19 protein-coding genes are annotated in these 26,706 nt (G+C 48.6%); 4 read left to right on the top strand and 15 right to left on the bottom strand.

Annotation, left to right across the window (positions count from 1 at the left end):
• Nucleotide 1 precedes the first annotated feature (1 nt).
• The 4 genes from CLFS41_RS08390 to CLFS41_RS08375 form a co-directional block, all read right to left on the bottom strand.
• Nucleotides 2–2,092, bottom strand: coding sequence for an FAD-dependent oxidoreductase (locus tag CLFS41_RS08390; RefSeq protein WP_045092029.1), 2,091 nt, complete (start codon nt 2,090–2,092; stop codon nt 2–4).
• Nucleotides 2,093–2,124: 32 nt separating this feature from the next.
• Entirely contained in the window at nt 2,125–3,612 is a 1,488-nt protein-coding gene (locus CLFS41_RS08385) for an FAD-dependent oxidoreductase (protein ID WP_007863014.1), read from the bottom strand.
• Nucleotides 3,613–3,657: 45 nt separating this feature from the next.
• Nucleotides 3,658–5,688: an NAD(P)/FAD-dependent oxidoreductase gene (locus tag CLFS41_RS08380; RefSeq protein ID WP_045092028.1), complete on the bottom strand. Its 2,031-nt coding sequence runs from the start codon at nt 5,686–5,688 to the stop codon at nt 3,658–3,660.
• A 211-nt stretch (nt 5,689–5,899) separates the two neighbouring features.
• Nucleotides 5,900–6,844, bottom strand: a complete 945-nt coding sequence (locus tag CLFS41_RS08375; protein WP_045092027.1) for a flavodoxin family protein — start codon at nt 6,842–6,844, stop codon at nt 5,900–5,902.
• A 208-nt stretch (nt 6,845–7,052) separates the two neighbouring features.
• On the opposite strand from CLFS41_RS08375, the gene CLFS41_RS08370 reads away from it, so the two are divergent.
• Nucleotides 7,053–8,627, top strand: a complete 1,575-nt coding sequence (locus CLFS41_RS08370; protein WP_045092026.1) for a helix-turn-helix domain-containing protein — start codon at nt 7,053–7,055, stop codon at nt 8,625–8,627.
• A gap of 198 nt (nt 8,628–8,825) precedes the next feature.
• Here CLFS41_RS08370 and CLFS41_RS08365 read toward each other — a convergent pair whose 3' ends face one another.
• A complete protein-coding gene (locus CLFS41_RS08365; protein ID WP_045092083.1) occupies nt 8,826–9,692 on the bottom strand; it encodes a LysR family transcriptional regulator in 867 nt (288 codons plus the stop codon).
• A gap of 122 nt (nt 9,693–9,814) precedes the next feature.
• Here CLFS41_RS08365 and CLFS41_RS08360 point away from each other — a divergent pair, with 122 nt between their 5' ends.
• Nucleotides 9,815–10,063 (top strand): proline--tRNA ligase, encoded by a 249-nt coding sequence (locus tag CLFS41_RS08360; RefSeq protein WP_242849232.1) that lies wholly within the window; start codon nt 9,815–9,817, stop codon nt 10,061–10,063.
• A 247-nt stretch (nt 10,064–10,310) separates the two neighbouring features.
• On the opposite strand, the gene CLFS41_RS08355 is transcribed toward CLFS41_RS08360, so the two are convergent.
• From CLFS41_RS08355 to CLFS41_RS08345, 3 genes are read right to left on the bottom strand one after another with little or no spacing between them, the layout of a single operon-like run.
• Complete coding sequence (locus tag CLFS41_RS08355; protein ID WP_117451591.1) at nt 10,311–11,324, bottom strand: aldo/keto reductase; 1,014 nt, start codon at nt 11,322–11,324, stop codon at nt 10,311–10,313.
• The gene (locus CLFS41_RS08350) at nt 11,321–12,295 is read right to left on the bottom strand and encodes an alpha/beta hydrolase (RefSeq protein ID WP_045092025.1); all 975 of its coding nucleotides are present in this window, start codon (nt 12,293–12,295) and stop codon (nt 11,321–11,323) included. Before CLFS41_RS08350 ends, CLFS41_RS08355 begins: the two co-directional genes overlap by 4 nt.
• A 21-nt stretch (nt 12,296–12,316) precedes the next feature.
• Entirely contained in the window at nt 12,317–12,553 is a 237-nt protein-coding gene (locus CLFS41_RS08345; RefSeq protein WP_007863029.1) for a hypothetical protein, read from the bottom strand.
• A 193-nt stretch (nt 12,554–12,746) separates the two neighbouring features.
• On the opposite strand from CLFS41_RS08345, the gene CLFS41_RS08340 reads away from it, so the two are divergent.
• A complete protein-coding gene (locus CLFS41_RS08340; RefSeq protein WP_007863032.1) occupies nt 12,747–13,622 on the top strand; it encodes a LysR family transcriptional regulator in 876 nt (291 codons plus the stop codon).
• 37 nt (nt 13,623–13,659) lie between these two features.
• Here the strand turns inward: CLFS41_RS08340 and CLFS41_RS30985 are convergent, their stop codons facing one another.
• The 7 genes from CLFS41_RS30985 to CLFS41_RS08305 form a co-directional block, all read right to left on the bottom strand.
• On the bottom strand, nt 13,660–16,755 hold the full coding sequence (locus CLFS41_RS30985; RefSeq protein WP_052665672.1) for a diguanylate cyclase: 3,096 nt from the start codon (nt 16,753–16,755) through the stop codon (nt 13,660–13,662).
• Nucleotides 16,756–17,005: 250 nt separating this feature from the next.
• Nucleotides 17,006–17,920, bottom strand: coding sequence for an AEC family transporter (locus tag CLFS41_RS08330; protein ID WP_048929494.1), 915 nt, complete (start codon nt 17,918–17,920; stop codon nt 17,006–17,008).
• Between the two features lie 15 nt (nt 17,921–17,935).
• A complete protein-coding gene (locus CLFS41_RS08325; protein ID WP_007863035.1) occupies nt 17,936–19,117 on the bottom strand; it encodes a M20/M25/M40 family metallo-hydrolase in 1,182 nt (393 codons plus the stop codon).
• Nucleotides 19,101–20,543 (bottom strand): Na+/H+ antiporter NhaC family protein, encoded by a 1,443-nt coding sequence (locus CLFS41_RS08320; RefSeq protein WP_045092023.1) that lies wholly within the window; start codon nt 20,541–20,543, stop codon nt 19,101–19,103. Before CLFS41_RS08320 ends, CLFS41_RS08325 begins: the two co-directional genes overlap by 17 nt.
• A gap of 52 nt (nt 20,544–20,595) precedes the next feature.
• Entirely contained in the window at nt 20,596–21,813 is a 1,218-nt protein-coding gene (gene dpaL, locus CLFS41_RS08315) for a diaminopropionate ammonia-lyase (protein ID WP_045092022.1), read from the bottom strand.
• 323 nt (nt 21,814–22,136) lie between these two features.
• Entirely contained in the window at nt 22,137–23,879 is a 1,743-nt protein-coding gene (locus CLFS41_RS08310; RefSeq protein WP_045092021.1) for a sigma 54-interacting transcriptional regulator, read from the bottom strand.
• Nucleotides 23,880–23,965: 86 nt separating this feature from the next.
• On the bottom strand, nt 23,966–24,907 hold the full coding sequence (locus CLFS41_RS08305; RefSeq protein ID WP_007863039.1) for an AEC family transporter: 942 nt from the start codon (nt 24,905–24,907) through the stop codon (nt 23,966–23,968).
• 438 nt (nt 24,908–25,345) lie between these two features.
• On the opposite strand from CLFS41_RS08305, the gene CLFS41_RS08300 reads away from it, so the two are divergent.
• Nucleotides 25,346–26,674 carry a S41 family peptidase gene (locus CLFS41_RS08300; RefSeq protein WP_045092020.1) on the top strand — a complete coding sequence of 443 codons (1,329 nt, stop codon included), beginning with the start codon at nt 25,346–25,348 and terminating at the stop codon, nt 26,672–26,674.
• The last annotated feature ends 32 nt before the right edge of the window (nt 26,675–26,706 follow it).

Raw genomic sequence — 26,706 nt, 5'->3', positions numbered from 1 at the left:
CTTAGTATTCGTTCCAGAGCTTTGGTCTGGCCAGCTGGAGGCGCAGGTCGCACTGGAGGCATCTTCCGGCCTCGCACATGGCCTGTTCACAGGTAAAGGGATGCTCCGCCTCCTCAAATCCCTGTATGCGCCGGGATGGAGGTTCGGTCCTGGGTTCCTGGCGTTTTAACTCTGCAAAATCTTCCATTCTGCCAATATAAGCGGCCGGGACTTCCTTTTCCAAAAATTCCTCACTGATATCGCCGTCACCGCCCAGGTACAGGTCCATCTGCTCCGCCGCCCTTCGTCCTGCTGCAATTGCAGCGATCACGGACTTAGTTCCGGTCACAGCGTCACCTGCCGCATAGACCGCCTCCATGCTGGTGCGCAGGTCTGCATCGGCCAGAATGTAAGGGCCGTGTGTCAGCTCCAGTCCCATGTCCTCTGTTCCCTCCGGCTTCTGACCGACCGCAAAGATCACATAGTCTGCAGGAACAATGTGTCTGGTTCCTTCTTCCAGCTCTATGACGGCCTTCCTGTTTTCATCAAAGTAAAATTGCTGAACTTTCTGAAGTTCCACTCCTTCCACCTTGTCCGTACCGGTGATCTGCAGGAAAGAATGGGCCGCGTGGAGGATGATTCCCTCCTGTGTACCTTCCGCAATTTCCTCCGGGGTGGAGGTCATCTGCCGTTCATTTTCCAGGCAGGCGATATGTACCTCTTTTGCGCCCAGACGGACCGCTGTCCTGGCACAGTCATAAGCCACATTGCCGCCGCCCAGGACCATCACCCGTCCGTTCACGGGGAGGGGCGACCCTGTTCTGGCCTGCCGCAGGAAATCGGTGTTTAAGTATACCTGGGGCAAATCGTTTCCTGTCAGAGGAAGTCTGGTTCCCTTATGTGTTCCCACGGAAACCAGCACCGTGTCAAACCCCTGCTGCAAAAGACTGGCCGGAGCCTGGACCGGGGTGTTTGTCTTACATTCAAACCCTGCCTCTAAAACCGTCCGGATCTCCCGGTCCAAAAGCTCATCCGGGAGCCGGTAGGCCGGTATACCGTAACGGCACTGGCCCCCGGCTTTTTCGTTTTTCTCAAACACAGTCACCCCATGTCCTTTTTTCGCCAGATAGTAGGCGGCTGTTAAGCCCGCCGGGCCTGCTCCGATGACAGCGGCCTTCTTTCCCGTGGGGGCTTCCCTGCGTGCATGCTCCTTCCAGGCGCCGCTCTCGTTTACCGCTGCCGCCCGCTTCAGCCTGCACACGGAAAGCGGGGCATCCAGTTCATTTCTCTTGCACTCACTCTCACATGCATGGTTGCAGATGCTTCCCAGCGTCTCCGGAAACGGCACCTTTTCCCGGATCACCGCCGCAGCCTTGTCAAACTCCCCGTCCCTGATATAGCGGATGTATCTGGGAATATCGATATGGGCAGGGCAGGTGCTTTTGCAAGGCACAATGTTTTCCGCATAGGAACGGTCTTCCTTCATGATCCTTACCTGATCCATAATGGAACCGGTGGGACAGACCTCGATACACGCTCCGCAGAAACGGCATCCCGCTTCCTTTAACGACTTTCCATCCGGAACACCTGCGCAGATGCCCGCATCCGTCTTAATATAATCCAGCACCTTTACGCCGCGCAGCTCCTGACAGGCGCGGATACATCTTCCGCAGCGGACACACCTGGTAAACAGGTGGGAGATCAGGGGGTTGCTGTCGTTGTTGGCAAGACTTCTGGATTTCTTTCTCCAACGCTCCGGACTGACCCCCATGTACTGGTACATGGACTGCAGCTCGCATTTGCCATACTTGGGACATCCGGTGCAGTCAGCCGGATGGGTTGCCAGTATCAGTTCCATGGCCGTTTTTCTGACCTTCTCAGCCTTTGCCCCGTTTACCGTAATCTTCATGCCCTCCCGGGCCTCGGTTTTACAGGCCGGGACCGCCTGGTCACCGCCTTCTATTTCCACGGAACACAGACGGCATCCTCCCTTTGCTTCCAGGTCCGGGTGGCTGCACAGATGGGGGATAAAGATCCCCCCATCCAGCGCCGCGTCCAGTACCGACTGCCCCTGCCTTGCTTCTATTTCTTTTCCGTCAATGGTAATCTTCATTCTTCCGCTCCTGATTCCGCCGTCTGTATTCTCTAATACTCAAACTCATCCAACCCGGCCGCTGCATTTTCACCTGCAATACGCCCGCTGTTTAAACAGAAGCCCATGGTATTGCCGGACAGTATAAAGGGATAGCTGTCCCCGAAAATGTTGCACGCATCGGTTCCCACACAGTACAGACCCGGAATTACCTTTGCCTCCTGTGTCATGACCTCTGTCTTATGGTTGATTTTGACTCCGCCCAGGGAACCGTAAGCGCCCACGTTCTGGCGGCAGCAGTAAAACGGCGCCTTTGCAATAGGCTGCATATAGTGCCTGTCTTTTTCAAAAATCTCATCAAATCCAGCCTCGCACATCTCGTTGTATTCCTCCACCTGCGCGGCCAGGCCTTCCGCATCAATGCCTGCTTTTTCGGCCAGTTCCTCAATGGTGTCCGCCTGCGCGATCGGCTCATATCCGTCCGCCAGATCCCGGTTCCACTGTTCGTCAAAGTGATCATACAGGTCGTGGGGGTGTACGTGGCTGACAATGTCCGGACCTTTTTTCTTGTATTTTTTAAGCAGCTTGCTGTCAAAGATAGAATAGGCCACGCTGCCGGGCTGGGCCGTGATCGCATTTCCTGTAAAGGTGGTGTTTCCGATCTGATCCTCCGGCATGAACCTCTGCCCGTTGCGGTTGACCCACAGGCACGGCTGGCGGAACGCGCCGTCCAGGATAAAATGATTCATATTGTCTGGAAGCTGGTACATCAGCTCCATGGTGCACGGCTCCTTGCCTGCCCCTGCTTCCCATGCCATCTTAATCCCGTCCCCCTTCATTCCCGGAATAGCGAAATTAAAAATGGTCTTTCCGAACTCATATCCAGTCTCTTCTTTGATCATGACAGGATTATCGCCAAAGCCGCCGGTGGCAAGGATCACTGATTGGGCCCTGGCCTCAATCTCTTCACCGTCTTTATCCTTGGCCATCACTCCTACCGCGCGGCCGTCTTCCATAATGACCTTGCAGACAGGAGTCTCCAGCAGGAATTCCACTCCCAGGTCTTTTGCACGCTCCGTCATCTTTTTTGTCATGGATGTGGCTGCCCTTGGCCCAGGGATGCCGCCGTCCTCGGGCTTGCATACATGCCATGTAAATTCACCGTCCGAGTATGCTCTCGTATTCTCCGGCGCACTGAACGCCCTCTGCACACCTGCAAATTCCACGCCCATATCCGACAGCCAGTCAATGGTATCCCCTGACTTGAAGTAATAATCACGCACCATCCGCGCGTCCACACGGTAGTGGGTGAAATACATGTGCTTGCGGAACGCCTCCCCAGGAGTAAGGGAGATCATGTGCTCCCTCTGAATCCTGGAACCGACTCCCAGAGGTCCCATGCCCATATTGGCCGCACCTCCTGTGGTGTTGGACTTTTCAAAAACCAGTACGCTGGCCCCGTTTTCCGCCGCTGAAATGCAGGCTGCAAGGCCGGAAAGGCCGGCTGCCACAACAATAACGTCTGTTTCCATTTTCCTCATAATCAATAATACCTCCAATTTTTTTATTCAATTTCACATCATCAGTCACATGATATCAATCGCCGCTTCATAGCCCGCATGGACCGCGTCTCCGACTTTCCCGGCCCTGTCACAGTCCCCGATGACATATGTCCTGATTCCTCCGGCCATCTCCCGGATCTCTTCCACAACTGCCTTGTCCGCCTTCATCCCCATGGAATATACGCATGTATCCGCCGCAATCAGCTTTTGTTCGCCGTCCGTTTCAACCAGCACGCCTTTATCTGTAAACTCCAGCACCTTTGTATGAAGCATCTGCTTCAAACCGCGCCGGTCCATTTCATCCAAAAGGGCATTGCGGTAGTATCCAAATGTTTCAAACGCCATCATTCCCTGCATCTCGATCACAGTCACCTCATGGCCATGGTTGGCCAGATGGAGTCCCACTTCACAGCCTACCAGTCCGCCGCCTGCAAGAACCACGTGTTTTCCTATTTTGTCCATATTGTGATATGCTTCCAATGCATTCATGGCCCGGTCAATTCCCTTAATGGGCGGCTTTATGGGTCGTGCGCCTGTGGCTATGATCACAGCATCCGGCTTACACTCATCCATGATTTCCCTGGAACACACCGTATTCAGGCGGATATCTGCCCCGGCTTCCCCGGCCCCACTTTCCCCGGCTTCGCGGATCAGAAGATTCTTAAAATTTCTAAGGTCCTCCTTGTCCTCGTCATAGTCCGTAAAGTTGATCGTACCGCCAAGTTCCCCTGTCTTTTCAAGGAGTGTCACCTTGTGCCCACGCTTCCTGGCAGTGATGGCAGCCTGCAGGCCTCCCACCCCGCCGCCAATGATCAGCACATTTCTGCTTTTTGTGGGATATGGGTGCCGGTCCTCATACCAGCCGAACCCGGAATTGGGGTTAATGGCACAGCGCCCCATGGATGCGGGGCTGTAAATGCGGTCAACATCCTCCTTGGAAAGCCCTTTTTCCCAGAGAGGCACATCGGTCCTGTGCTCGCAGAAACCGGGATAACAGGAAAAGCATCTCACACATTTGCGTATGGTATCTTCCCTGCCGGAAAATGCCTTGTTGGGAAATTCAGGATCCGCAAATCCCTGGCGTCCCAGTTCAATAAAATCCGCCTTCCCATCCGCGATCACCTGATCCGCAAAGGCCGGGTCGTTGATTCCGCCGATTACCGCTACTTTTGATCTGGTTACCGCCGCCTTGACCTTTGCCGCATGTTCTACGTTTACGCCGTGCACATCAAAGAAATCCGAGAATGTCTGCGTCTGGTTTCCCGCCCATTTCAAACCGTTGGAAACATGGATGATATCAGCCATGCCATCGATCTCCCGGCAGAATTCCACCATATCGTCAATGGTCATTCCTCCGTTTACTCCGTCCTCCGCCGACATGCGCAGTTCCAGGATCATATCTTCCCCAATGCCCTCACGCACTGCTTCCAGGATCATTTTGGGGAACCGGGCGCGGTTTTCCATGCTTCCGCCGAATTCATCGGTCCGGTGATTGGTCCACGGCGAGATAAACTGCTGCATGTTAAAGCCGTGCCCGCCGTGAACCAACACTCCGTCAAATCCGCAGGCCTTTGCCAATTTGGAAATCTTCCGGTAATCATTGCAGATCTTTTCCATCATTGCAGGGTTCAGCGCAAAAACCTGTACCCCGTCCTCCCGCACATAGGCGTCCGGGCCCCAGGGAACATAAGGCGCTTTTGTCTCAGCCACCGCTCCCTCATGGGAAAATTCCAGATAGGCGAGAGCGCCATGCTTCCTGATGCGGTCCGCATACTCCCTGATCTTTTTAAAATCTTCCCCATCGTAGTCATCCATGTCAATGGCACGTTCCATAAACAGGGTGGTGCCCTCCTCATTGTTCACGGGAAGCTCCCCCGTTGACACGGCCGCAAACCCGCCCTTGGCCCGGTTCTCTACCATCCGGTATACATTTTCAGCAATCTCAGGCAGAAAAAACACGGAATGTGCAAACAGGGTAGGTGCTGCGATCAGGCGGTTTCTGTACACTTTTCCCCGGATTGTCATGGGGCTTTCCAGATGTGTGAATTGACTCATTGCCTCTCCTTTTTGGCAGACCGTTGCAGAGCGTGTTTGAATATGCTCCGGTCCGGAATCCATTATTATTTTATCGTAACTGTTCAGTGACATTTGATCTGATTCAAATTATAGTGGATTGACAATCCCTTAACATCATGCCTGCACCTTATGTTTTCCGCCGCAGATGGCTGGTTTTTGTGCAAACGCACAAAGTAGTATAAGTATACTTTTAAATCCCCTTAAACTGCTTATTCTTATACTTCCGCACCCTTTCCTGCACCGCCTTCAGATTCTTTGGCTCTGCATAAAATCCGCCCTCGGTATGCCCGATCTCTTCCAGGTGCTTTGCCCGGCCTGCCACTGTGGTGCGGTCCTTCAGATATCCGTCTTTTTGGATGACAAATCTCCATTTTCCATCCCCTGTCCGTTCCAGATCTCCGCCCGCGCCGCAGACCTGACATTCCACGGGATAATGCAGCCCGTCCCACTGGGGTTCTCCCAGCACCAGGGCATTGGAGTGACAATTTGGACACCAGCCCATATCCTCATCTCCCAGCCATCCGCGCTCCCCGGGAGGTGTTGCCGCTGCTTTCATGATATGTTCTCCCATCTTTCTCGCACGGGCCATGAGAGCGTCATCCAACAGGCACTGGGCACGGCCCGGAACCCGCGTTGCCAGTATCATATCCACCACCTTCATATCCGTGGTGAACATGGTGGCCTGCATGGCTTCCAGAGCCATGGACTGCCATGCCCTGGTGGAACCGCCCGCACAGATCAGCCCCGCAACCCGGTCCTTATGGTCAATTGCACCAATGGTCTCCAAAAATGCCGTCTCATAGCTCAAACTTCTCTGGGCAAATATAAGATACTCCGCATTGGGCATCAGATCGTAGGTGGGCGCTGAAAAGATCACCGCGTCCTGGTCCAGCATCACTTCCATGATCTTCTTTTTATCATCCCTTTCATCCAGCACACAGCCTGTATGCTTTCCCTGTGCCATGCCTCTTGTGCACGAGGTACAGCCCGTGCAGCTCTCGATGTGATAATCCTTTAAATTGATCATTGTCACATCCGCACCGGCCTCCTCGCAGTACATAAGCGCCTCCTTTAACAGGATCTCACTGTTGCTGTCCTTTCTGCCTGCTGTAATCCCCATTACTTTAACTGCCATCTCTTTTCCTCCTGGACATTTGTATGTACTCTCGGAGATTCCTCCTGTACACTTGTCTGAATCGACTTTTGATTGAAACAGATTCCCGAATCTGTTATACTTCATATAAAATATATCAGTTATTTTTTTAACAGGCACCCGTTTCAAGTCGGATCTTATCCGCATTTTCGTGTTACTTTTCGTACATTTGTCTGACAGGAGGCTGTACATGGCATATTTGGAAACGATCGTCCGTCATCTGGAGGAGATATTTGATATTAAAATAGAAGGGCAGTGGAATGGGCGGACCAGGATTGAGGGGATCCGCTTTTTGGCCTGTGAGCAGGACCGGGCAGGGCAGGGACAGACATATATGGGACGGACATATGGGGGACAGGCACAGGACTTAGAGGGGCAGCTCCTTTATATCAGTGATTCCAAGAACGAGCTCCCCGCCAGGCGCCCTCGGAACCTTTTGATGGTGGGGTTATGTGAGCCGCTGCCTGACCCTCACATTATCTATATCAGGGAACAGATCGGCCTGGCCCAACTGTTTAATGCGGTCCAGGAAGTCATTTTCATGCACAATGCACAAAAGCTGAAACAGGAGGAACTGTTCCGGTCGCTGCACAGCGGCCACGGGATCGAGGGGCTGGCCCATGTGGCCCACGCCTATCTGGGCAATCCTGTGACAATATGCGATACCAGTTTTTCAATCATTGCAGCCAGTCCCGTGGTGGAGGATGCTGATAATCTGGAGAAAAAACATGGACGCCTCTATCTGAAGGACGCCCTTTTTCAGAACATGGAGGACCGCAAAATCATCAGGCACATTTATTCCTCCTCTGCGCCCTATGTCACAACCCTTGATGATTATCCATATAAATGGGTATTTGAGAGTATACGCATCCGGCATGCAGTGGTGGGATATGTCTGCGTCAGAGGGACAGTCCGTGAATTTACAGAAGATGATTTAGAATTGATCGATGTATTTTCCCAAATGCTTTCCATTGAAATGCAGAAGGACGCCGGTTACCGCCATCCCACCGGCCTGAAATATGAATATTTCCTCACGGAGCTGCTGGAGGGGCATTTTGACCGCACGGAATACATAACCAGCCACCTGCTCCAGCTGGGACGCGTGCAGATGCCCTATTATACCATTCTGCTGCTGTCATTTACGGACCCGGACCACAAACCAAGTCAATATAAAGGCTATTTTGAACAATTGCTTGCCCTGCTGCCGAATTGTATGGTGGTGCTGTTTCACGGCTGCCTGACCGTGCTTTTGCCCGGCGATTCAGCGGAGCCCTTCAGCGAAACATGCAGGAGCCGTTTTGATGCCTTCTTACAGCTGAACCATATGCAGGCTTTTATCAGTTATCCCTATACCGACATTGCAAAAAGCAGCATCTACTACCAACAAGTAAAAGAGCTGTCTTTGCTATACGCAAAAACAGCCCGGCCGGATCACCCGTCCTTTGTTTACTATGAAACATATTTTATGGAGCACGGCTTCTATCAGTACCATGATAAGAACCTTCTAAGCGCTTCCGTCCATCCTGCCATTACCCGTATCATGGAATATGACAGGACCGCCAACACGGAATACGCCCGGACCCTGCGCGTATACCTTGCCCAGAACCGGAACGCCCTGTCCGCAGCCAGGGAGCTGCACATCCACAAAAGCACTTTCTTTTACCGCCTTGGGAAAATGTCGGACCTGTTTGGGATCGATATGAATGACGGACTGGCCCTGTTTACCTATGAATACTCGTTCCGGGTGCTGGATTACCTGGGATAGGCCCTTATATGAGATTTGCTTTTTCACAAAACATCCGCATTTCTTTTACTATCTACAACACCGCAAACAGTCTTTTTGCCAAAGATTTTAGAAAATTTAAGAAAAATATTTTTCATTTCATAAAATCAGCGCATCTATACACAACCGAAAATCCGGCTGAATATAAATGCGCTGTTTCATACTTTCAATATAGGATTCTTAACGGTATTGAAGATACTCCAAGAACCGTTTGACTGCGAGTGAAGCTGTCTTTTTACTCCGCAGGGCAATTCCGATTTTTCGATATGCGGGTACATCTAATTCCTTTGCCACAATCCGGTATGGAACGCGCTTCAAAATCAATTCCGGCAAAATGCTGATACCAAGACCGCTTTCCACCATTGACATAATCGCGTAATCGTCCCATGTTGTAAAATGTACGTTGGGCGTCAGGTTACAGCGTTCAAATATTTCCGACACTTCCGTTTTTGCGCCTTTCTCCAAGAGCATGAATGGCTCGTTGCAAAGAGCCGCCACAGGGACTTTTTCAAGCTGCGCCAGAGCATGATTTTCCGGCAAAATGACAAGCAGCCTGTCCTGTTCTAAAAAAATGGTTTCAAAGTCAGAATAAGTCGGTAATCGCAGGAAGCCGCAATCCACGCGCCCCTCTGAAATCCATTCCTCAATCTCTGTATAATCTCCAAGCAGTAATTCATAATCAATGCCCGGATAGGCCTTTTGAAATTCCCTGATAATATTCGGGAGCCAGTGCGTTGCTACGCTGGAAAATGTGCCGATACGGATAAGCCCCGATTGCAGCCCGTTCAGTTCGTCCACTTCCATTTGCAGCTTTTCATATTCCATGCAGACACTCTTTGCATGAGGAAGCAACTTCATTCCATCGCTTGTCAGCTTTACGCCGGATTTCCCCCTTTCCAATAAGACAACTTTCCATTCCTTTTCCAAGTCGTTTATCATACGGCTAATACCAGATTGAGAGTAATTCAGTATTTCTGCGGCTTTTGTGAAACTGCCATACTCGACCGTCTTGACAAACGCCATATATTTTTGAATATTCATGTCCATGTTGTCACCCTGTTCCATTCATCTGATTTTATCATATATCCTATGATAAACATTCGCTTTTGTAATTACATGGAACATGGTAAACTGAATACGCAAAAAAGTCAAGCGGGAGTGTGACCACAATGTTTTATGTAAGTGAAATTCAGACCGAAGCCCCCTGTCGCTTTCAGACGCAGCTTCAGGAAAAAGTTTATGAGGCGTTAGAAAAACTGCAAATTCCTTTCCAGCGTGTCGATACCGATGAAGCGATTACTATGGAGGATTGCGTTGCCATTGATGAAAAACTGGATATGAACATGGTAAAAACCTTGTTCCTCTGCAATCGGCAGCAGACAGATTTTTATTTGTTTATTACCATCGGCAGGATATGACGGTATCGGGGAGGTATCGTCATGTTCTTTTTTCATGTGCATAATGGCAGCTTGCTAAAAAAATCTCATTTCAAACAGCACGTCAGTTTGCCAACAAATATGAACTGTATGCTCATTTAGTATGTCTTGACATGGAGCATATCGAATATGCTTTTAATGCCTTTTGCCTCCTGTTTCTCAACACTCTGCCTACACTGACACGGACTTTTGGGGCGGAAGCATATCGATCAAAATAAGGGACCTCCTATTAATACCAGTCATGTTTTTCGCCCCGGTCCAGGGCATTGATCTGCTCCATCTCCTCCCTTGTCAGTTCAAAGTCAAACAGGGAAATGTTCTCACGGATATGCTCCGGGTTGCTGGAACCGGGAATTACCACAACGCCCTTTTGCAGATTCCATCGCAGAATCACCTGTGCCGCGGAGCGTCCGTGAGCCCGGGCAATGGAAACAATGGCTTCATCATTCAAAAGTTCCCGGGTGTGCCCCCTGCCTCCCAAAGGGTACCAGCCCTCCATCACAATTCCCAGACCGTGCATATAGCCGATAACTTCGCTTTCCTGATAATAGGGATGGATTTCATTTTGGACCACCGCCGGGGGAATGGCCACCTGGGGAAGAAAAGTATCTATCTCCTCAATATACCAGTTAGAAAGACCGATGGAACGGATTTTTCCATCTGCCACCGCCTGCTCCATGGCTTTGTACGCCTGCACATCACCAGAACCCGGATGATGGAGCAGCATCAGGTCAATATACTCCACTCCCAGGGCTTCCAATGCCTCGTCTATGGCCTCCGCTGCATAGGCAAACTGTGTGGGATACAGCTTTGTGGTAAGAAAGATCTCTTCCCTTGGCACGCCGGACTGCCGGATTCCCCGGCCAACTGCCGTTTCATTGTGGTACATATAAGCAGTATCGATCAGCCGCACTCCGCTGTCCAGTGCTGATACAATGGAATTTACACATTCATCATCCAAGAGACTGTATGTACCGATTCCGGCAATGGGCATTTCATAACCACTGTTCAGCCTGACCGTGGGAGCCATACCATTTTCCCCGGCAGGCAGATCAAAGACAGCTGCATCTGCCGTGGCTTCAGACGTCTGGTCTGCGGTCTGAACCGCAGACCGGAAGGAGGTTTCGTTGGCCGGCGGATTTAAAGAAGTTCCGCCTGACTGCGGATTTGGTGAAATTCCGCTGCCGCAGAGCAAAAGCAGAGAAAAAGCAGCCACCGGTATTAATATATATGTTATTTTCATTGTGATCTCCCCTGGCACAAATTTTCCGTAAAAAAGCTTTCGATCTTATGAAATGGGATCTTATCTTTCCTGTCATACAGGTCTGTGTGGACCGTATCGGGCAGGATCAAAAGCTCCTTGTTACCGCCTGTCAGCTTTGAAAAGGCATCCCGGCTGAAATAGCAGGAGTGTGCCTTCTCACCATGGATCATCAGCACCGCGCTGCGGATCTCCTCACTATACTGTAAGATCGGCATATTGATAAAGGACAGAGAGGACGTCTTATTCCAGCCCTCATTGGAGTTCAGGGAACGCTCCGTATACCCGCGCTCCGTCTTGTAATAATCGTAATAATCCTTCACAAAAAAGGGGGCGTCATCGGGAAGCGGGTCAGCTACACCCCCGGCCCTGGCAAAGGTACCGGACTTAAAATCCTCTGTGCGCTGGGCGTTCAGAGTTTTCTTCATCTCATAGCGTGTCTGGGCACTGTCATCCTGATCAAAGTAGCCCTTTGCATTAACACGGGTCATATCATACATAGTGGATGTAACCGTTGCTTTGATACGGGTATCCATGGCCGCTGCGTTTAAAGCCATTCCACCGAAGCCGCAGATTCCTATGGCGCCGATCCTCTCGGGATCTACCATATCCATATTGGAAAGAACGTCCACCGCGGCAGAGAAATCCTCCGTGTTGATGTCCGGTGAAGCCACGTTCCTCGCCTCTCCCCCGCTTTCTCCAATAAAAGACGGGTCAAAAGCCAAGGCCGCAAAACCTCTGAACGCCATCTCATCTGCGTACAACCCTGACGCCTGCTCCTTCACCGCGCCAAAGGGACCGCACACAGCGATTGCAGCCAGCCTGTCTTTAGCGCCCTTTGGCACGTAAAGATCTCCGGCCAGTTCAATGCCGTAACGGTTTCTGAAATATACCTTTGTTCTGGTGACATTTTCACTGAGTTTAAATGAATATCCTTCAAAAGCTGCTTTCATGGGAATCCTCCTCCATCATCCTTAAAATACATTTCCGCGTTTGATCTGGTAGACCAGAAAATCCAGACAATCTATCTGTCTCTGGCTTTGGTGGACTGTATCCAGCAAAGCATCCTTTTGCTGCGCGAGTATCCGCAGCAACTGGGCCTGCCGCCCTTCTTCCACTAAGCACAGGCAGGCCCAAACTGTCTGGGAATCAAAACCTGCATCCACCAGGTTTTGTATCAAAATCCCCTGCTTATCTGATGCTTTTGCCATATAAGTCCCCTCCTGATTCAGATTATACGATCTCCTCTCGGAAATAGCCAATACTTATTTTCTATAACTAGATATTCTTGAAATAAATATCTTGGCAGTGTATACTATAACCTATACCGGAACTTTTATTGGAACTTATACTGGAATTTTTATCAGAATCGGAAGATTGAATGAACAGAATGGAGGTATTGTCATGGAAATCCGGGTTTTAAGATATTTTTTAGAGGCTGCCAGGGAGGAAAATATAACAAAGGCCGCTGCCTATCTGCATATTTCCCAGCCCACGCTGTCCAAACAGCTGAAGGATCTGGAGCAGGAACTTGGCAAGAAATTATTTGTCCGCAGCAATTACAGCATTAAATTGACAGATGAGGGGATGCTGCTCAGAAAGCGCGCGGAAGATATTCTGGAAATGGTTGATAAGACCACGGACGAATTTAAGTCACTGGGCAAAGTGACCGGTGGCGATGTATATATCGGATGCGCCGAATCACATCTTGTTAAACACCTTGCACAGGTGATCATGGATTTCAAACAGCAATATCCCGGCCTGCGCTACCACATCCACAGCGGGAATACCCAACAGGTAACGGAACGTTTGGACCGGGGCCTTCTGGATATGGCTGTTATTGTGGAGCCCCCCAACCTGACGCACTATAACTACATTGCGATCCCTGGCGTGGATTCCTGGGGACTTCTCATGCGCCAGGACCATCCCCTTGCAAAAAAAAGCCATATCACAGCCAATGATTTGATGGGTATTGAGTTGATCTGTTCGGACCAGTCCATGAAAGCCGATATCCCCAGATGGTGCGGCGAAAAGGCGGACGCCCTGAATTATGTGGGGTCCGCCAACCTTTTTTACAACGGAAGTGTATTTGTAAAGGAGGGCCTTGGATGTATGCTGACCTTTGACCACCTGGCGGACACCAGTACAGACAGCGGACTGTGTTTCCGTCCATTATACCCTGTGCTTGAAAATAAAATGTATATTATCTGGAAGAAATATCAGGTGTTTACGCCAATTGCGGAACTACTTATTCAGGCACTTTTGGAAAAGGCCGGGTGATGGTCTATCGTGGCCTTCTAATGTTTCTGTTGTCCGGTCACTCACCCGCTTCTTCCCACTGAAAAAACTCCACCTCCGTCATAGGCCTGCCGAAAAGGTAACCCTGGATATAATTCAGCCCCACTGTCTTCAGTGCCTCATATTCCTCCGCTGTCTCCATTCCTTCCAGGCAAACCTTGATCCCGATGCTGTGGCAGATGGCCACCACAAACTGAATGAATGTGGCGTCAAATTTACTTTTTAAAATATCCTTGATGAATATACGGTCTATTTTGACCACGTCCACGGGTGCAAATTTCAAAAGCTCCAAAGAAGAATAGCCCGTGCCGAAATCATCCATGGCAATTTGAATGCCATGGGCTCTCAGGCTTTCAAATTTTTTGTAGAAAAGACCCATATCGTGGATTTTACAGCTCTCTGTCAGCTCCAGCATCAGGCTGCAGCAAGGGTATTCCTCCTCCCCTACCGCATCCAGCACATTTTCCACAAAATCAGCTTCCATCATCTGGGGCACCGATACATTCACGCTTAACGAAAAATCAGGGTTCTTCTTCAGCCATGGTCTGGCCGTCCTCATGGCTGTTCTCAGGGTCCACTGCCCCACCTGGATGATCATTCCCGTCTCCTCCAGAATGGGGATAAACTCCACCGGGGACACAATACTGCCGTCCGGATCCGTCCAGCGCAGCAAAGCCTCGGCACCGATGATCGTTCGGCTGGCCGCGTCCACCTGGGGCTGATAACGCAGGCTGAATCCGGTGAATCCGCTGTTGACGGACTCCCGAAGGGCCATCATGATCTTCAGGGTCTTCTTTTGGTTTTCCAGGATCTCCTTTGAGAAGAATACGATACGGTCCCGCCCTTTTTCCTTGGCATAGCGCAGAGAATACTCTGCATATTTAAACAGTTCAGAAGCCGCGCCTCCGTCCTCCGGGTACATCACGCCTCCGGCGGACAGCGTAAGGTTCAGCTTATACTGATTCCAAAAATGCATGCGCCCCATCATATTCCGGATCTCCATATAGAGTGTTTCCATATCCCTGTGCCCCACATTGTCCATAAGAATCCCCATGCAGTCATTGTCCAGCTTAAAAAGACCCGCATTGTCCGGCAGGATGGACTGTATGGACTGAGCCACGGTTTTTAGGATATGATCCCCCATGGAACGGTCATATATCTCATTGACCTGTTTGAAATTATCCAAACCAAGGAGCAGGATCCCCAATCTTTCCACCGCCATCTTGTCCCTGATCTTTTTTTCAAACACGCGGAAGAACTCTATGTGATTGAGAAGCTGCGTTACCGGATCTACCTTGTTTTGACGTCCCAGCTGGGTCATGATCCCTGCAAATACAGACGGTTCCCCGAATTCATCCCGCATCATCTGCCCCCTGCACCGCATCCACAGATATTCTCCCTCCCTGTTCTTGGCGCGGAATTCCACAGAATGATAGTCCATCATATTTTCGCCAATCTCCATGTTGGACTTGTAAAACCGTTCCCAGTCATCAGGATGAACGATCTCCTTCCATATGGGCAGCGGATTGTCCAATACCTCACCGGGCATATTAAACAGCCATACCTGTGCAGGGCTGTACCGGAACACTCCTGTCTTCATATTGCATATGTATATGAAATCATCCGTACTTTTTGTCAGGGCATCATACAGCAAGGAGGAATCATATTCACGCCAGCCTGCAGCACCGTCTGAATGCCGGAAGGGGTTTTCATTTTCCTCCAGCATCTTCGTTTTTCTTTTTCGCAGCTTCTGCATGTACATGATCTCATCCGCCTTGGCAATAATGCTGTTCACGGACAACGGATTATCCGGTCCAACAGTATAGGTGCCAAAGGAAAATGTCATTTCATAGGGTATGTTCTTCTGTTCCTGAAACGCCTTAAGTTCCTTCAGGCTGTCCAGAAAGAGTTTGGACATCTCTCTCTCATTCATATGAAAGCTGACTGCCATGAACTCATCACCGCTTAAGCGAAACAGGAAATCAGGCTTTTCCACCCTTTTTTTCACCACGTCCGTCACCTGGACCAGGAGGGTATCGCCTGCCCTGCCCCCATAGGTCTCATTTATCATATTCAGGTTGTCCACGTCCAAAAGAGCAACCGTCAGGCTGCCCCCTTTCATCTTTGTCTTTCTGAGGGCCGCCCACAAATGCTCCTTTCCTTCCATGCGGTTCAGCACGCCTGTGATCCCATCTTTCTTTTCCTGGCTACTGACCGGCAGTGTGTCTGGACGATCCGTCTCCTGGAGTACCTGGCCCGCCCCGCCATTGGACGAATAAAATTTCCGTTTGCTTTCATACATACAGGCATCCGCCATGGAGAGAATCTCAGAAACCGTATATCCCGATCCTCCTTGCACCTCAACCAGGCCGCTGCTAAACGATACCTCATAGGTGATTCCATGGAACTGCCTGGTATATGACATCCGTTCCAGGACCTGGTCGCTCCATTGCCCGGCCTCATCCAAAGAACGGTGGAACAAAACAGCGATAAACTCATCCCCGCTGAGCCGGAACATAAAGTCGTCCTTTTCCATACATGCCTGTGTGCTCTTCACCACAAACTTCAACATTCTGTCACCTTCCAAATGGCCCATGCGGTCATTGATCAGCTTCAATTGATTCACATCCATCATGACCACGATAAAAGACTCCCCTTCTTTCAGGGTATCTAAAAGCTGAGAGAGCCGTTCCTTTCCCGCCCTTCGGTTCAGGATCCCGGTCAGGTCATCGGTCTTAGCGTATTGGGAAAGTTTAATCTGTTCCGAAATATCAACAGAGTGCTGGAAATGATATTTTTTTCCATTCACTTCAACCAGGCTGTCACAGTTTTGATACGTGTGGCCTGTTACCGTATTGCACTCCCTCCAGTTTACGGCTCCATCCTGCGTATCAGAGAGAAGTCTATGGATCTGGCAAAAGCCGCACCGGCCCTTCATTCCCTTTTGAAGGACTTTCCAGCAGATACAGCCCTCCGGTTTTTCCAATCCGAAGGTCTGTTTCATGGCATCATTCATATAAACAATCTCATCTGTCTCCACATCAGTGATATAAATATTGGCATTTATCTTATCCAGCAGCTGGCTATAGAATTCCACGTCAAATACTTTTTTCATAAAAGCTCCTTTTAACTTTATTTTATTATTTAATCCACTGATTTCCAAGATAGTTTTTGTGTACATATGCATATAGTATCTGACGAAAATATTTAAACGGTTCCACTGATTTCAGATCCTGTTTACGTATCTAAAAAACCTCTCCTAATTATGGGGTACAAAAAAAGAAACCGCAGATCAGTCTGCGGACACGGGTTTAGAAGCGCCATATCCGGACAAACTTTTGGGTTCCTTTTCTTATTATATTTACTTATTTTGTAAAGACCGCCTGTACCGCACAAAAAAATGCAGGAATGGTGACAATCGATAATATGGTGCTAAGGCAGACAGTTCTTACAGATAGTATATAGTCTTTGTTGTACTGCTGGGCAAAGATCGCAATATTGCCGCCCACGGATGTGGATGCAGCTATTAATACAACCATAATGATCACTATGTTATCTACAGGCAGGATCACGAATACCCCCAAGGTGGCCAGTGGAATGATCAACAGCCTGAGCAGAACACACATATATATTTCCTTTGATAAAAAAATACTCCTAAGATCAGTTTTTACCAGATAGCTGCCCAGTATGATCATCGCCAAGGGAGTATTCATATCAGCTATATACCCAACTGTTTTCACCATGAACCCAGGTATGGATACCGGCAGCAAAAACATTACCACACCTAAACCAATGCTGATGAATACAGGGTTTTTTAATATGGCAGCAATATGTATGACTTCTCTGTCCCCGGTCATGATATATAGCCCATAGGTCCACTGGAACAGATTCAGGAAAGCCACATAGGCGGCGACATAAAAAACAGCCTCTGTGCCAAATACGGCCTGGGTTAACGGAATGCCAATGAAACCCGCGTTTCCAAATGCTGAAGCAAAATTTTGTATTCCTTTTCTCTTCCCAAAAAACAGCCACGATATGGCCATAGCCAACACAAGGGACAGAAGGGATAAAACAGCCGACTCTCCCAATTCCCTTAATTTTTCATATGAAAACCCAATCATATAGGACTTCAGGATAACACATGGAATCACCACATTTAATAAAATCGCTCCCAGATCCCTGCACCCCTGTTGCGACAGCATTCCTTTTTTCATAAGCCCAACTCCAACAGCCATTAAAAACGCCATGATCAGGATCTGCCTTAATAAAATGTAAACCATCTTGATACCATGTCCTTATAATTTGTCAATTTCAGTTACGGTTAAGGCGTATATCTTTGCGCGCTCGAACAGGGAATCTACCACGGCGTATTCACGTACGTTATGATTAAATTCCCCTATGGGCCCGCAGGAACAAAGTACCGGGATTCCCGCCGCGGCGATTGCACCGGCATCCGATGCGCCGCCCAGCTGAATCTGCCCAAATTCAGCAAAACCATGATCCGCCGCCACCTGATTGACCAAACTGAATAAACGCATGATCTGTGGGTTGGGTTCAAAGGGGTGAAGCTTTGCCAGATCCACATAATACTCCGTGGTAGTTCCTTCCACAAACACCTTTTTCATAATCTGGTCCACATCCTCCAAAACCTTTTTCCCGATCTCATCGGAAAAGACACGGATATCAACCGCAAATTCGCTGAGATCAGGGATGGAGGTAGTATTGGTATTCGTACCACTGTTGATCACGCTGACCGTCACGGTCGTCCCCCTGTCAAGGTCAGTCAGCTTTGTCAGTTCGGCCGCTTTAAAGATGGCTTCATGCACCGCATTCTTTCCTTTTGTAAACTCATTGCCTGCATGCCCGCCAAGCCCATGGACTTTGGCACGGACGGTGTACTGGGTCTTACGCCCCACACATAAACGGTTTTCAATATGCCCTGTTTCCATATTGAATGCACAAAGCGCCCCCTTGCTCTCTTCCGTGTAAAAGATATCCGCATCATTTCCAATATGGTCGGACTCTTCTTCCCCCGCGTACAGGATTTTAATGGGATGTTCATTGTAACCCAAATGGTTCAGCGCCTTTACCACATACAGCGAAATGATGATCCCGCCTTTCATATCCAGCACGCCTGGGCCGTAAGCCTTTCCGTCTCTGATCTCAAACGGGTTTTCTTTTCCAAAGGAACCGCTGTGATGAACGGTATCAATATGGCCGGAAAATATCACAGGCTTTCCCGGGCGGTCTGATCCCAGGACTCCCACCAGTATTCCCGCCCTTTCTTTCATTACTTCATGAATACGGCACTGGAACCCTTCCTGTTCAAACTCATTCTTCAGCCATCCGGCTGCCCGTTCCACATTTTCCTTTTCATCATAGTGGCCCTCCATATTCACCAGCGTTTTCCACTTTTCCACCATCTCATCTTTATGAGCATCAATAAATCTATTGATTTCATTATAATACTGATTCATATTCTCTCTCCTTTTCATTGACTTGGTCTTCTGATCCTCTGGCCTTTTTTGAAAACTTCTTGTCGATCCCGGTAACTTCTACAACGATCAACACAGCTGCGGTAACTAACGGTGTAAACAGGTAGGGAAGCATCTGTGTGGAGTCAACGCCCAGGAAGCCGGTTACCGTAAGCGGATTTGAATTCCATGGAACTAAAAGACCGCTTAAAAGACAGCCAACAGACATGGCTCTGGTCAGGTCCCATTTATTCAAATGCTTCTGCTCATACACAGGTGTCATAAGATTTCCTGTAAACACAAAAGAGAAATTGCCGGATGCGGATGTAATATTGGAGACAAACCCCAATATGACCGTGCAGATGGTTCCCCCCAGCCTTGAGTTCACCTTTTTCATCAGCGGTTCCACCACCTTGTCAATAATTCCGGCCGTACTCAATATTCCAAAAAGCCCAAATGCAAATATGAACAGGAATGCCGTACCGGACATACTGGTAATGCCTCCTCTGCTGAAGATCTTAGCTATAAATGCATTGTCGGACTCCAGGACATAACCGCTCCACATGCTCATGGTTACGCTTGTAAAGCTCTGCCCCTGATAAAGCCATGCTACCAAGAATCCCGAAATGCTTCCGCACAGGATGGATGGAATGGACGGCACTTTAAATAACAGCATGACCAATACAACGCCCATTGGAATGAGTGGAACAAGCCCTAACCTATAATTTGCCTCAATCCCGGAGATCACATCACCGATGCTGCTTAAGTCCACGCTGCTGGTGTCAATATTCAGTCCCCATAAGAAAAAGATAACTGCGCAGATCACAGCGGCCGGCAATGTAGTAATAGCCTGATATTTGATGCTTTCAAACAGGTCCACGCCCACTGAGCCGGCTGCCACATTGGTGCTGTCCGACAGCGGTGAAATGGCATCCCCAAAATATGCACCGCCGATAATAGAGGATGCGATTACAAGAGGATGAAGCCCCATTGAGAGGCCTACGCCCATTAAAGCCACACCTGCCGTGCCGCAGGTTCCAAAGGATGTGCCTGTAAATAAAGAAAATATAATGCAGATCACAAAACTCATAACAAGAAAATATTTAGGATTGATCGTAAGCAATCCCAGCTTTGTGATCAGCGGCACGGTTCCACAGGCATTCCATGTTCCGATCAGTGCCCCCACACAGAGTACGATGGTCATGGGCACCAGGGATTTCGCACAGTAGTGGAAAATACCCTGCTGCAATTCTTTATATGTATATCCCAGCTTCATACAGAATGGGATGGTTATGATCCACGATATCAAAAACAATGGCTGGGTTTTCGCTCCAAGAAACACTGCCGGTATCATAATAATAGAAAACGATACAATTGTTACAAATAATGCATACCCAAAACTGGGCGCTTTCTTCTCTTGCTCTGTCATATTACCCTCCTAAATACATTTGTGATCGTTCCAGGCATTATCCCCTCCATTCCTACGGAGTGGCATATGCTCCATCGTATACGATCCTGTGGTAAGAAGCCGGATCCGTATCTCCTTCCGTGTTAAACAAAAGAATAACCGACTCCTCATTCAGCCCCATCATTACCTTTTCTTCTTCCAGTTCCCAGCTTTCCATCAGCATGGTCAAAAGCCCCATTGTCACTGCTCCCGATTCTCCGGATATGACCTTTTTATCATTGCCCCATGGAGCAGCCAACTGCCGCATGCCCCTGGCAGCCACATAATCCGGACAGGCTGCATAGAAGTTGGCATAATCCCTTAAAATGGGCCATGTGATCGTACATGGTTCCCCGCAGTTAAGTCCTGCCATAATGGTCTCTCCGCTTCCGGCAGCCTCATGCGGCCCTCCGTCCTCCTTTCGGGCAGACTCAAAGATACACGCCGCTTCCTCCGGCTCGGCAATCACAATGACCGGACGCTGCTTTTCATAGTAATTAACCATAAACCCGGTTATCCCTCCTGCCATAGCTCCCACACCTGCCTGAAGGAATATATGGGTGGGTGCCTTAACTCCGTATTCTCCAAGCTGATGGACTGCCTCATATGCCATTGTGGTGTATCCCTGTATGATCCGCTTGGGAATTGTCTCATAACCGTTCCATGATGTATCCTGAATCAATGTCCAGCCATGCTCCTCACTCATATGCCGGGCATAACGGACCGTATCATCATATCCCATATCCGTAACCGTCACCTCCGCTTTTCCGGCATTTGGGATTGCCTGGGCACGGTATGGTGATGATCCCTTCGGCATATAAACATAGGCCTTGCATCCCAGCTGGCCGGCCGCCCACGCCACGCCCTTTCCATGATTGCCATCCGTTGCCGTCACAAATATCATGTGGGAAACAGATTCCCTGACCAATGGCTGCTGAAGATCGGAGAACTTAGTGGTATGGATATCCAGTCCCAATTTCTCACAGATCACACATGCCAATGCGTAGATGCCGCCTAACCCCTTAAATGCATTGAGCCCGAACCGGTAGGACTCATCCTTCACAAAAATCCCTTTTACCCCCAGCTTCTTTGCCAGAACTTCCAGTGAAACTAAAGGTGTTTCCCGGTAGGCCGTCACGGAACAATGCAAGTGACGAACTGCCTTCGTACTTTCTGTGTTTAGAAACTCAGGACCCATTTTTTCCGACACATGATCGTTTTTTAGCACCTTTAAATGCTGATAATATGCCACCTCTGTAACCTCCTTGCTTTTTTATCCGCGGTACAATTATATTAAGCAATCTTTGTGCCAACTTCCGTCTTATCATAAAGTTCTGAATTTCCTTGAATTTACGTTGTTTCTATCCCCTACGTCACGTATGCAGGATTTACTCTGCCATTGCTCTTATCATTTTGATATTCAGATGTCCTGATCTCGTATTATTTTGATAATCTATATCATATTGATACCTGATCTGCGTATCTCCATTAAAAAAGGCCGTCTAAAAGACAGCCTTTTTATCCATAGACCATACGGTTGATGGTACGTTATTAATCGTACGTTCCTTTCCCAACTTAGAGCTGATATACTTTTATCTTTCTGTATAATGTTGCAATACCGATTCCCAATTTGCCTGCTATCATTTTTTTAGCTTCCGGGGAAACTCCATAGATTGCCAGTGCCCGTTTGATCATCTGGCGTTCCATGTTTTCCAGATTCAGATCTTCTATGGCCTCCTCCACGCGTACGGTCCCATTTGTTTGGAAAAATTTTCCTGGAAGAAGGCTGCCCTCCAGCATTCCGCTGTAAGGCATCATATTCATCACATATTCAATCGTGTTCTGCAGTTCCCGGATATTTCCAGGCCACTCATAACGCTCCAGGTATCTCCAAAAATCCTCATCAATCCCCCTCACCATTTTCTTAAGCACTGCACTGTAACGTTCAATAAAACTGGTGGCGATCACACGTATATCCTCCTTCCTCTCCCGAAGGGGAGAAAGTGCCATGGGAATCACATTGAGACGGTAATATAGATCCTCACGGAACTCCCCTGCCTGGATCATTGATTCTATATCCTTATTAGTTGCCGCCACCAGACGCACATCAATCTTCACTGTCTGGTTACTGCCCAGTCTGGTAATCTCCCTGTTTTCAAGAACACGCAGAAGCTTTACCTGTAGATACAGGGGCATGTCACCTATCTCATCTAAAAAAACAGTACCGCCGTTGGCTGCCTCAAACAGACCGGTCCGGCCTTTTGCATCAGCCCCTGTAAATGCGCCCTTCACATATCCGAACAACTCACTTTCCAAAAGATTCTCAGGTATGGACGCGCAGTTGACCGCAACAAAAGGATAGTTGGATCGGTCGCTCTCCCCATGAAGCGCAACGGCTACCAGTTCTTTTCCCGTACCACTTTCTCCTGTTATAAGAACATTGGATACAGACGGTGCCACAATCTGAATCTTCTCCCGGATAGATACAACAGCTGAAGATACGCCTAAGATGCGGTTTAATTCCCTTGGTTTTACCCGTACCCCTGCACCGTCATTTTCATCGGAAGTCAGATCTGCCTTCTGGAATACAAATAATTTTCTGTACTCTTCCATATCCAGATCATAAAACCTGCCTGCCAAAAGATAGGTGAAACCTCCGATCTGAAGGCTGTATTCAAGCAGATCCTGTACCTGGTTCCCTGTTTCGTGAAATGTGATAGGCGGCAGCTTGTGATTCAGTTCCTGTATAAACAGGAGTTTCTTACCAGCCTGGTTAATCCTGGATATTTTAAGGTTCTGGTCCATGACCAGGATTCCGCTGTCAACCTTATTAAGAATATTCTCCAGCAGCAGGATCACATTTTGGTTTCTTCCTTCATTCAGGATATCCTTGGCTTTTGATTCAAGAAGCTCCCCAAATTGATTCAAAAAGCGGATAAATACTTCTCTATTTCCAAAAAAATGCTGTTTCTGGCGCTCTTCAAAGCATACAAATCCCAATACCCCGATCACTTCTTCATCCACGCATAGCGGGAGCCATACCTCACAGATGTTATCACAGACAGACAGCTTTGGACAGACACGGCAGATGCCGGATTTCTTCGGATCATCCATGATTGTCAGCTCCTTGTGTTCTATGGCTGACTTTACTACATATCCATAAGACGACATATCCCCGATCCGATTGCGCATCCGCCCGCTTCCCGCAATACGAATGCAATTGGCATCAATGATTGTCACGTCAACTTTCAGGATTTCTGCCAGGATCTCAACATACCGCTGGGCTGTTTCCTGCATTTTCATTAAAATGCGTTTCATGCTATTCCCCCATTTTCACTGAAACAAACGATGTTATAATCCCATGGTAACGGCGGATCGCGTTTATGTCAAGAACCCGTCCTTCATTAAAAGATTCCCATCCGGCTCAGTATGAAGATCCACATAAAAATGGTCCCCAGGGAACATACGGATGTAAATACAACCAGCTGCGCCGCCAAATCCGCATCGGAATCCATGGCACTGGCCAGGTTAAACGATGTGGTTGCACAGGGAGCAATAAAGATGCACATCAGGCCAATGAAATCCGCCCTGCAAAATCCAAGCCATACGGTAACAGGTACAAGAATAGCCGGCACGATCAGAAGCCTGAACAGGATGCCCACCGCAATGCTTCTTAAGTTGCTTTTTACTGCTCCAAAGTTAAATAATCCCCCCATAACAATCAGGGCCACCGGCGTACCGCAACGCCCCAGATCCCTAAAAACATTGGACAGCATGTCCGGATACTGAATATGCAGCAGCTGTGTCAAAAAGCCGGCCAGGGCCGCAATAACATACGGATTGGTTACCACTCCCCCAAACACTTTCCTTAACTCGATCCTTCCTCCTTCCCGGAATAACTCCAGCAGGATGACGGAAATTATGTTTTGAACCGGGACAATAATAGCGATCAGCAGCGAGATCGCTCCAATGTTTCCCTCACCACACAGCGCTGTCCCGATCAGAGTTCCGAATATAACAAAATTTGTGTGAAAAATACCATGGGCCAGCGCGCCGCGCCTTTTCTTTGTTTTCTCTGTGGGATATGCGGCAAGCAGCGAAATCCCCAGAATCACGATCTGCGTGATCACAGCATACACGATCAGTTTTCCGTTAAATACCTCCCTGATATCCGCTTTATAGATATTGTAGTATAGGGAGATGGCCAGAAAAGTTTTGAAACACAGCTTGTTCATCTTATTCAGGGTATGATCGTCCACCATATTGATCTTTCTCAGAAAATATCCCAGTGACAACATGATAAACATGGGTAATACGGCGCTTAACGCGGTTTGAAAACTGCTCATTATTCGTTCCTCTTTCCTTACCCTCAGTGGACAAGGGCGCACACTCCCCCTTGTCCACTGAGGGTAAATATTGATTTTAAGATGGTCCCAATTGGGGTCCCCTTATTTATTTAGCAATTTTCATGCCATCATCGAAGTTCCTGAAATACCTTCATACTTTTGCTTATAAATATCATTTTGATAACAAATGTGCCTTATTCCATATCGTTTTGATAATCAGTATCAAATTGATACAGCCAAAACTGATCACACATCCAGACGATTACCCTCAGTGGACAAGGGCACACTCTCCCCTTGTCCACTGAGGGTAAATGTTATATGATATAATTACCATATATAATAAATATTCCTGCCAATATCACATCACACAATAATCATGAACCGCCATACGTCCCGCAGCCTACATCCCAGGGCGGGCTTAAGAGGAGCAAATAAGCAATGAAAAAATCCATCTGTATTTTATGTATCTCGTCCCTGTTATGCAGTCCCTTCACAGCCTTTGCCGGTCCTTCTGGTAATACGCAGGCAAGTGCCAGTGAAACAGAGTATCAGCCCCCATCACTGCGCCGTGAGATCCGGGCTTTGCAGAAAGGCGATTGGATCCATCTGACAACGGAGCAGAAACTGGAAGATCTGGATCTTTTGTATCAGACACTAAAAGAAAATTATCCTTATTTTCATACGTTAAAGAGAATGCGGGATGCGGATTTAGATCAGAAATACCGGAAAGCCCGGGGAGAAATCCGCACCAGTAACACGGATATTTCCTTTTATCAGCAGTTGGATGAATTTATCAATACCAATGACCAGATCGGACATTTGTTATTACATAACCCTTACTGGTTTGAAGAGACGGCAGACAGCTACAGACGCGTGGCCGCAGATTATCCGGACTCAGACCGCATGCAAAAATTAGCGGCAGCATACAACAATCCAAAGTCCCTGGAAAACTACAAAAAAATGAGACAGGTGACAGACCCGGCCTATGATAAGGTGATGGATTATTACGCTTCCCTTGAATCAGCGCAAACCGATGAACAGGAATCCGTGGCAGCTAATGTTCAAACGCGCATTATAAAAGAGGGAAGCATTGCCTATATCAAAATTGACCGGTTCCTTTCCGGCAATGAGTACGGGGAAGATAAGAAACAGCTATTTGATTTTTACCATAAGGTCAGGGGATACGACCATATAATATTTGACCTTACGGATAACGGCGGAGGTTCCATGGATTATTTTAATGATCTCATCGCCTCTCCCAACATTGACAGCGCACTGACATGCAACGCCTACGGTCTGATAAAAGGAGGGGAAAACAACCGTATCTTCCTGGATATGGACCAATACCGTCCTGTTTCGGAATTTCCCGACCTGCCCCGCACCAATCAGGAAGATCTGTCCGATACGGACTTCTTTCATGATATCCAATACACCGTGGATCCTGCAGGGGGAGGGAAAATGCTCAGCGGAAAGCTTTGGATGCTTGTCAGTGACACGGTATTTTCCTCATCGGAATATGCTGCCATGTTCTCAAAAGCAACAGGCTTTATGACACTTGTGGGAACGCAGACTGGCGGTGAAGGCATTGGCAGCGATCCTCTGCCCATCATTCTTCCCAACAGCGGCCTGATCGTACAATACGCACCGGTGTACGGTGTAATGCCGGACGGATCAGGGAGCCAGGAATGCAAAACCGCACCGGATATCCGGTCAGCGGACGGTGAGACGGCACTCAATGCCTGTTTAAGGGCAATTGCAGAACAGTGACCGCAGGAGGCGGGGGCGGAAGCTTTAAACAC

It is taken from the genome of Clostridium sp. FS41 (genome assembly GCF_000954015.1).
Classification (GTDB): domain Bacteria; phylum Bacillota; class Clostridia; order Lachnospirales; family Lachnospiraceae; genus Enterocloster; species Enterocloster citroniae.
The sequence above is the reverse complement of the archived record's forward strand: the minus strand, read 5'-3'. Positions and strand labels throughout refer to the sequence as shown.

Coding starts and splice junctions, on each gene's coding strand:
- CLFS41_RS08345 (WP_007863029.1), bottom strand. CDS start 12,553: ATGGCAAAAGCATCAGATAAGCAGGGGATTTTGATACAAAACCTGGTG.
- CLFS41_RS30985 (WP_052665672.1), bottom strand. CDS start 16,755: ATGAAAAAAGTATTTGACGTGGAATTCTATAGCCAGCTGCTGGATAAG.
- CLFS41_RS08365 (WP_045092083.1), bottom strand. CDS start 9,692: ATGGACATGAATATTCAAAAATATATGGCGTTTGTCAAGACGGTCGAG.
- CLFS41_RS08380 (WP_045092028.1), bottom strand. CDS start 5,688: ATGAGTCAATTCACACATCTGGAAAGCCCCATGACAATCCGGGGAAAA.
- CLFS41_RS08385 (WP_007863014.1), bottom strand. CDS start 3,612: ATGAGGAAAATGGAAACAGACGTTATTGTTGTGGCAGCCGGCCTTTCC.
- CLFS41_RS08340 (WP_007863032.1), top strand. CDS start 12,747: ATGGAAATCCGGGTTTTAAGATATTTTTTAGAGGCTGCCAGGGAGGAA.
- CLFS41_RS08350 (WP_045092025.1), bottom strand. CDS start 12,295: ATGAAAGCAGCTTTTGAAGGATATTCATTTAAACTCAGTGAAAATGTC.
- CLFS41_RS08310 (WP_045092021.1), bottom strand. CDS start 23,879: ATGAAACGCATTTTAATGAAAATGCAGGAAACAGCCCAGCGGTATGTT.
- CLFS41_RS08360 (WP_242849232.1), top strand. CDS start 9,815: ATGTTTTATGTAAGTGAAATTCAGACCGAAGCCCCCTGTCGCTTTCAG.
- CLFS41_RS08320 (WP_045092023.1), bottom strand. CDS start 20,543: ATGACAGAGCAAGAGAAGAAAGCGCCCAGTTTTGGGTATGCATTATTT.
- CLFS41_RS08390 (WP_045092029.1), bottom strand. CDS start 2,092: ATGAAGATTACCATTGACGGAAAAGAAATAGAAGCAAGGCAGGGGCAG.
- CLFS41_RS08325 (WP_007863035.1), bottom strand. CDS start 19,117: ATGAATCAGTATTATAATGAAATCAATAGATTTATTGATGCTCATAAA.
- CLFS41_RS08300 (WP_045092020.1), top strand. CDS start 25,346: ATGAAAAAATCCATCTGTATTTTATGTATCTCGTCCCTGTTATGCAGT.
- CLFS41_RS08375 (WP_045092027.1), bottom strand. CDS start 6,844: ATGGCAGTTAAAGTAATGGGGATTACAGCAGGCAGAAAGGACAGCAAC.
- CLFS41_RS08305 (WP_007863039.1), bottom strand. CDS start 24,907: ATGAGCAGTTTTCAAACCGCGTTAAGCGCCGTATTACCCATGTTTATC.
- CLFS41_RS08330 (WP_048929494.1), bottom strand. CDS start 17,920: ATGGTTTACATTTTATTAAGGCAGATCCTGATCATGGCGTTTTTAATG.
- CLFS41_RS08370 (WP_045092026.1), top strand. CDS start 7,053: ATGGCATATTTGGAAACGATCGTCCGTCATCTGGAGGAGATATTTGAT.
- CLFS41_RS08355 (WP_117451591.1), bottom strand. CDS start 11,324: ATGAAAATAACATATATATTAATACCGGTGGCTGCTTTTTCTCTGCTT.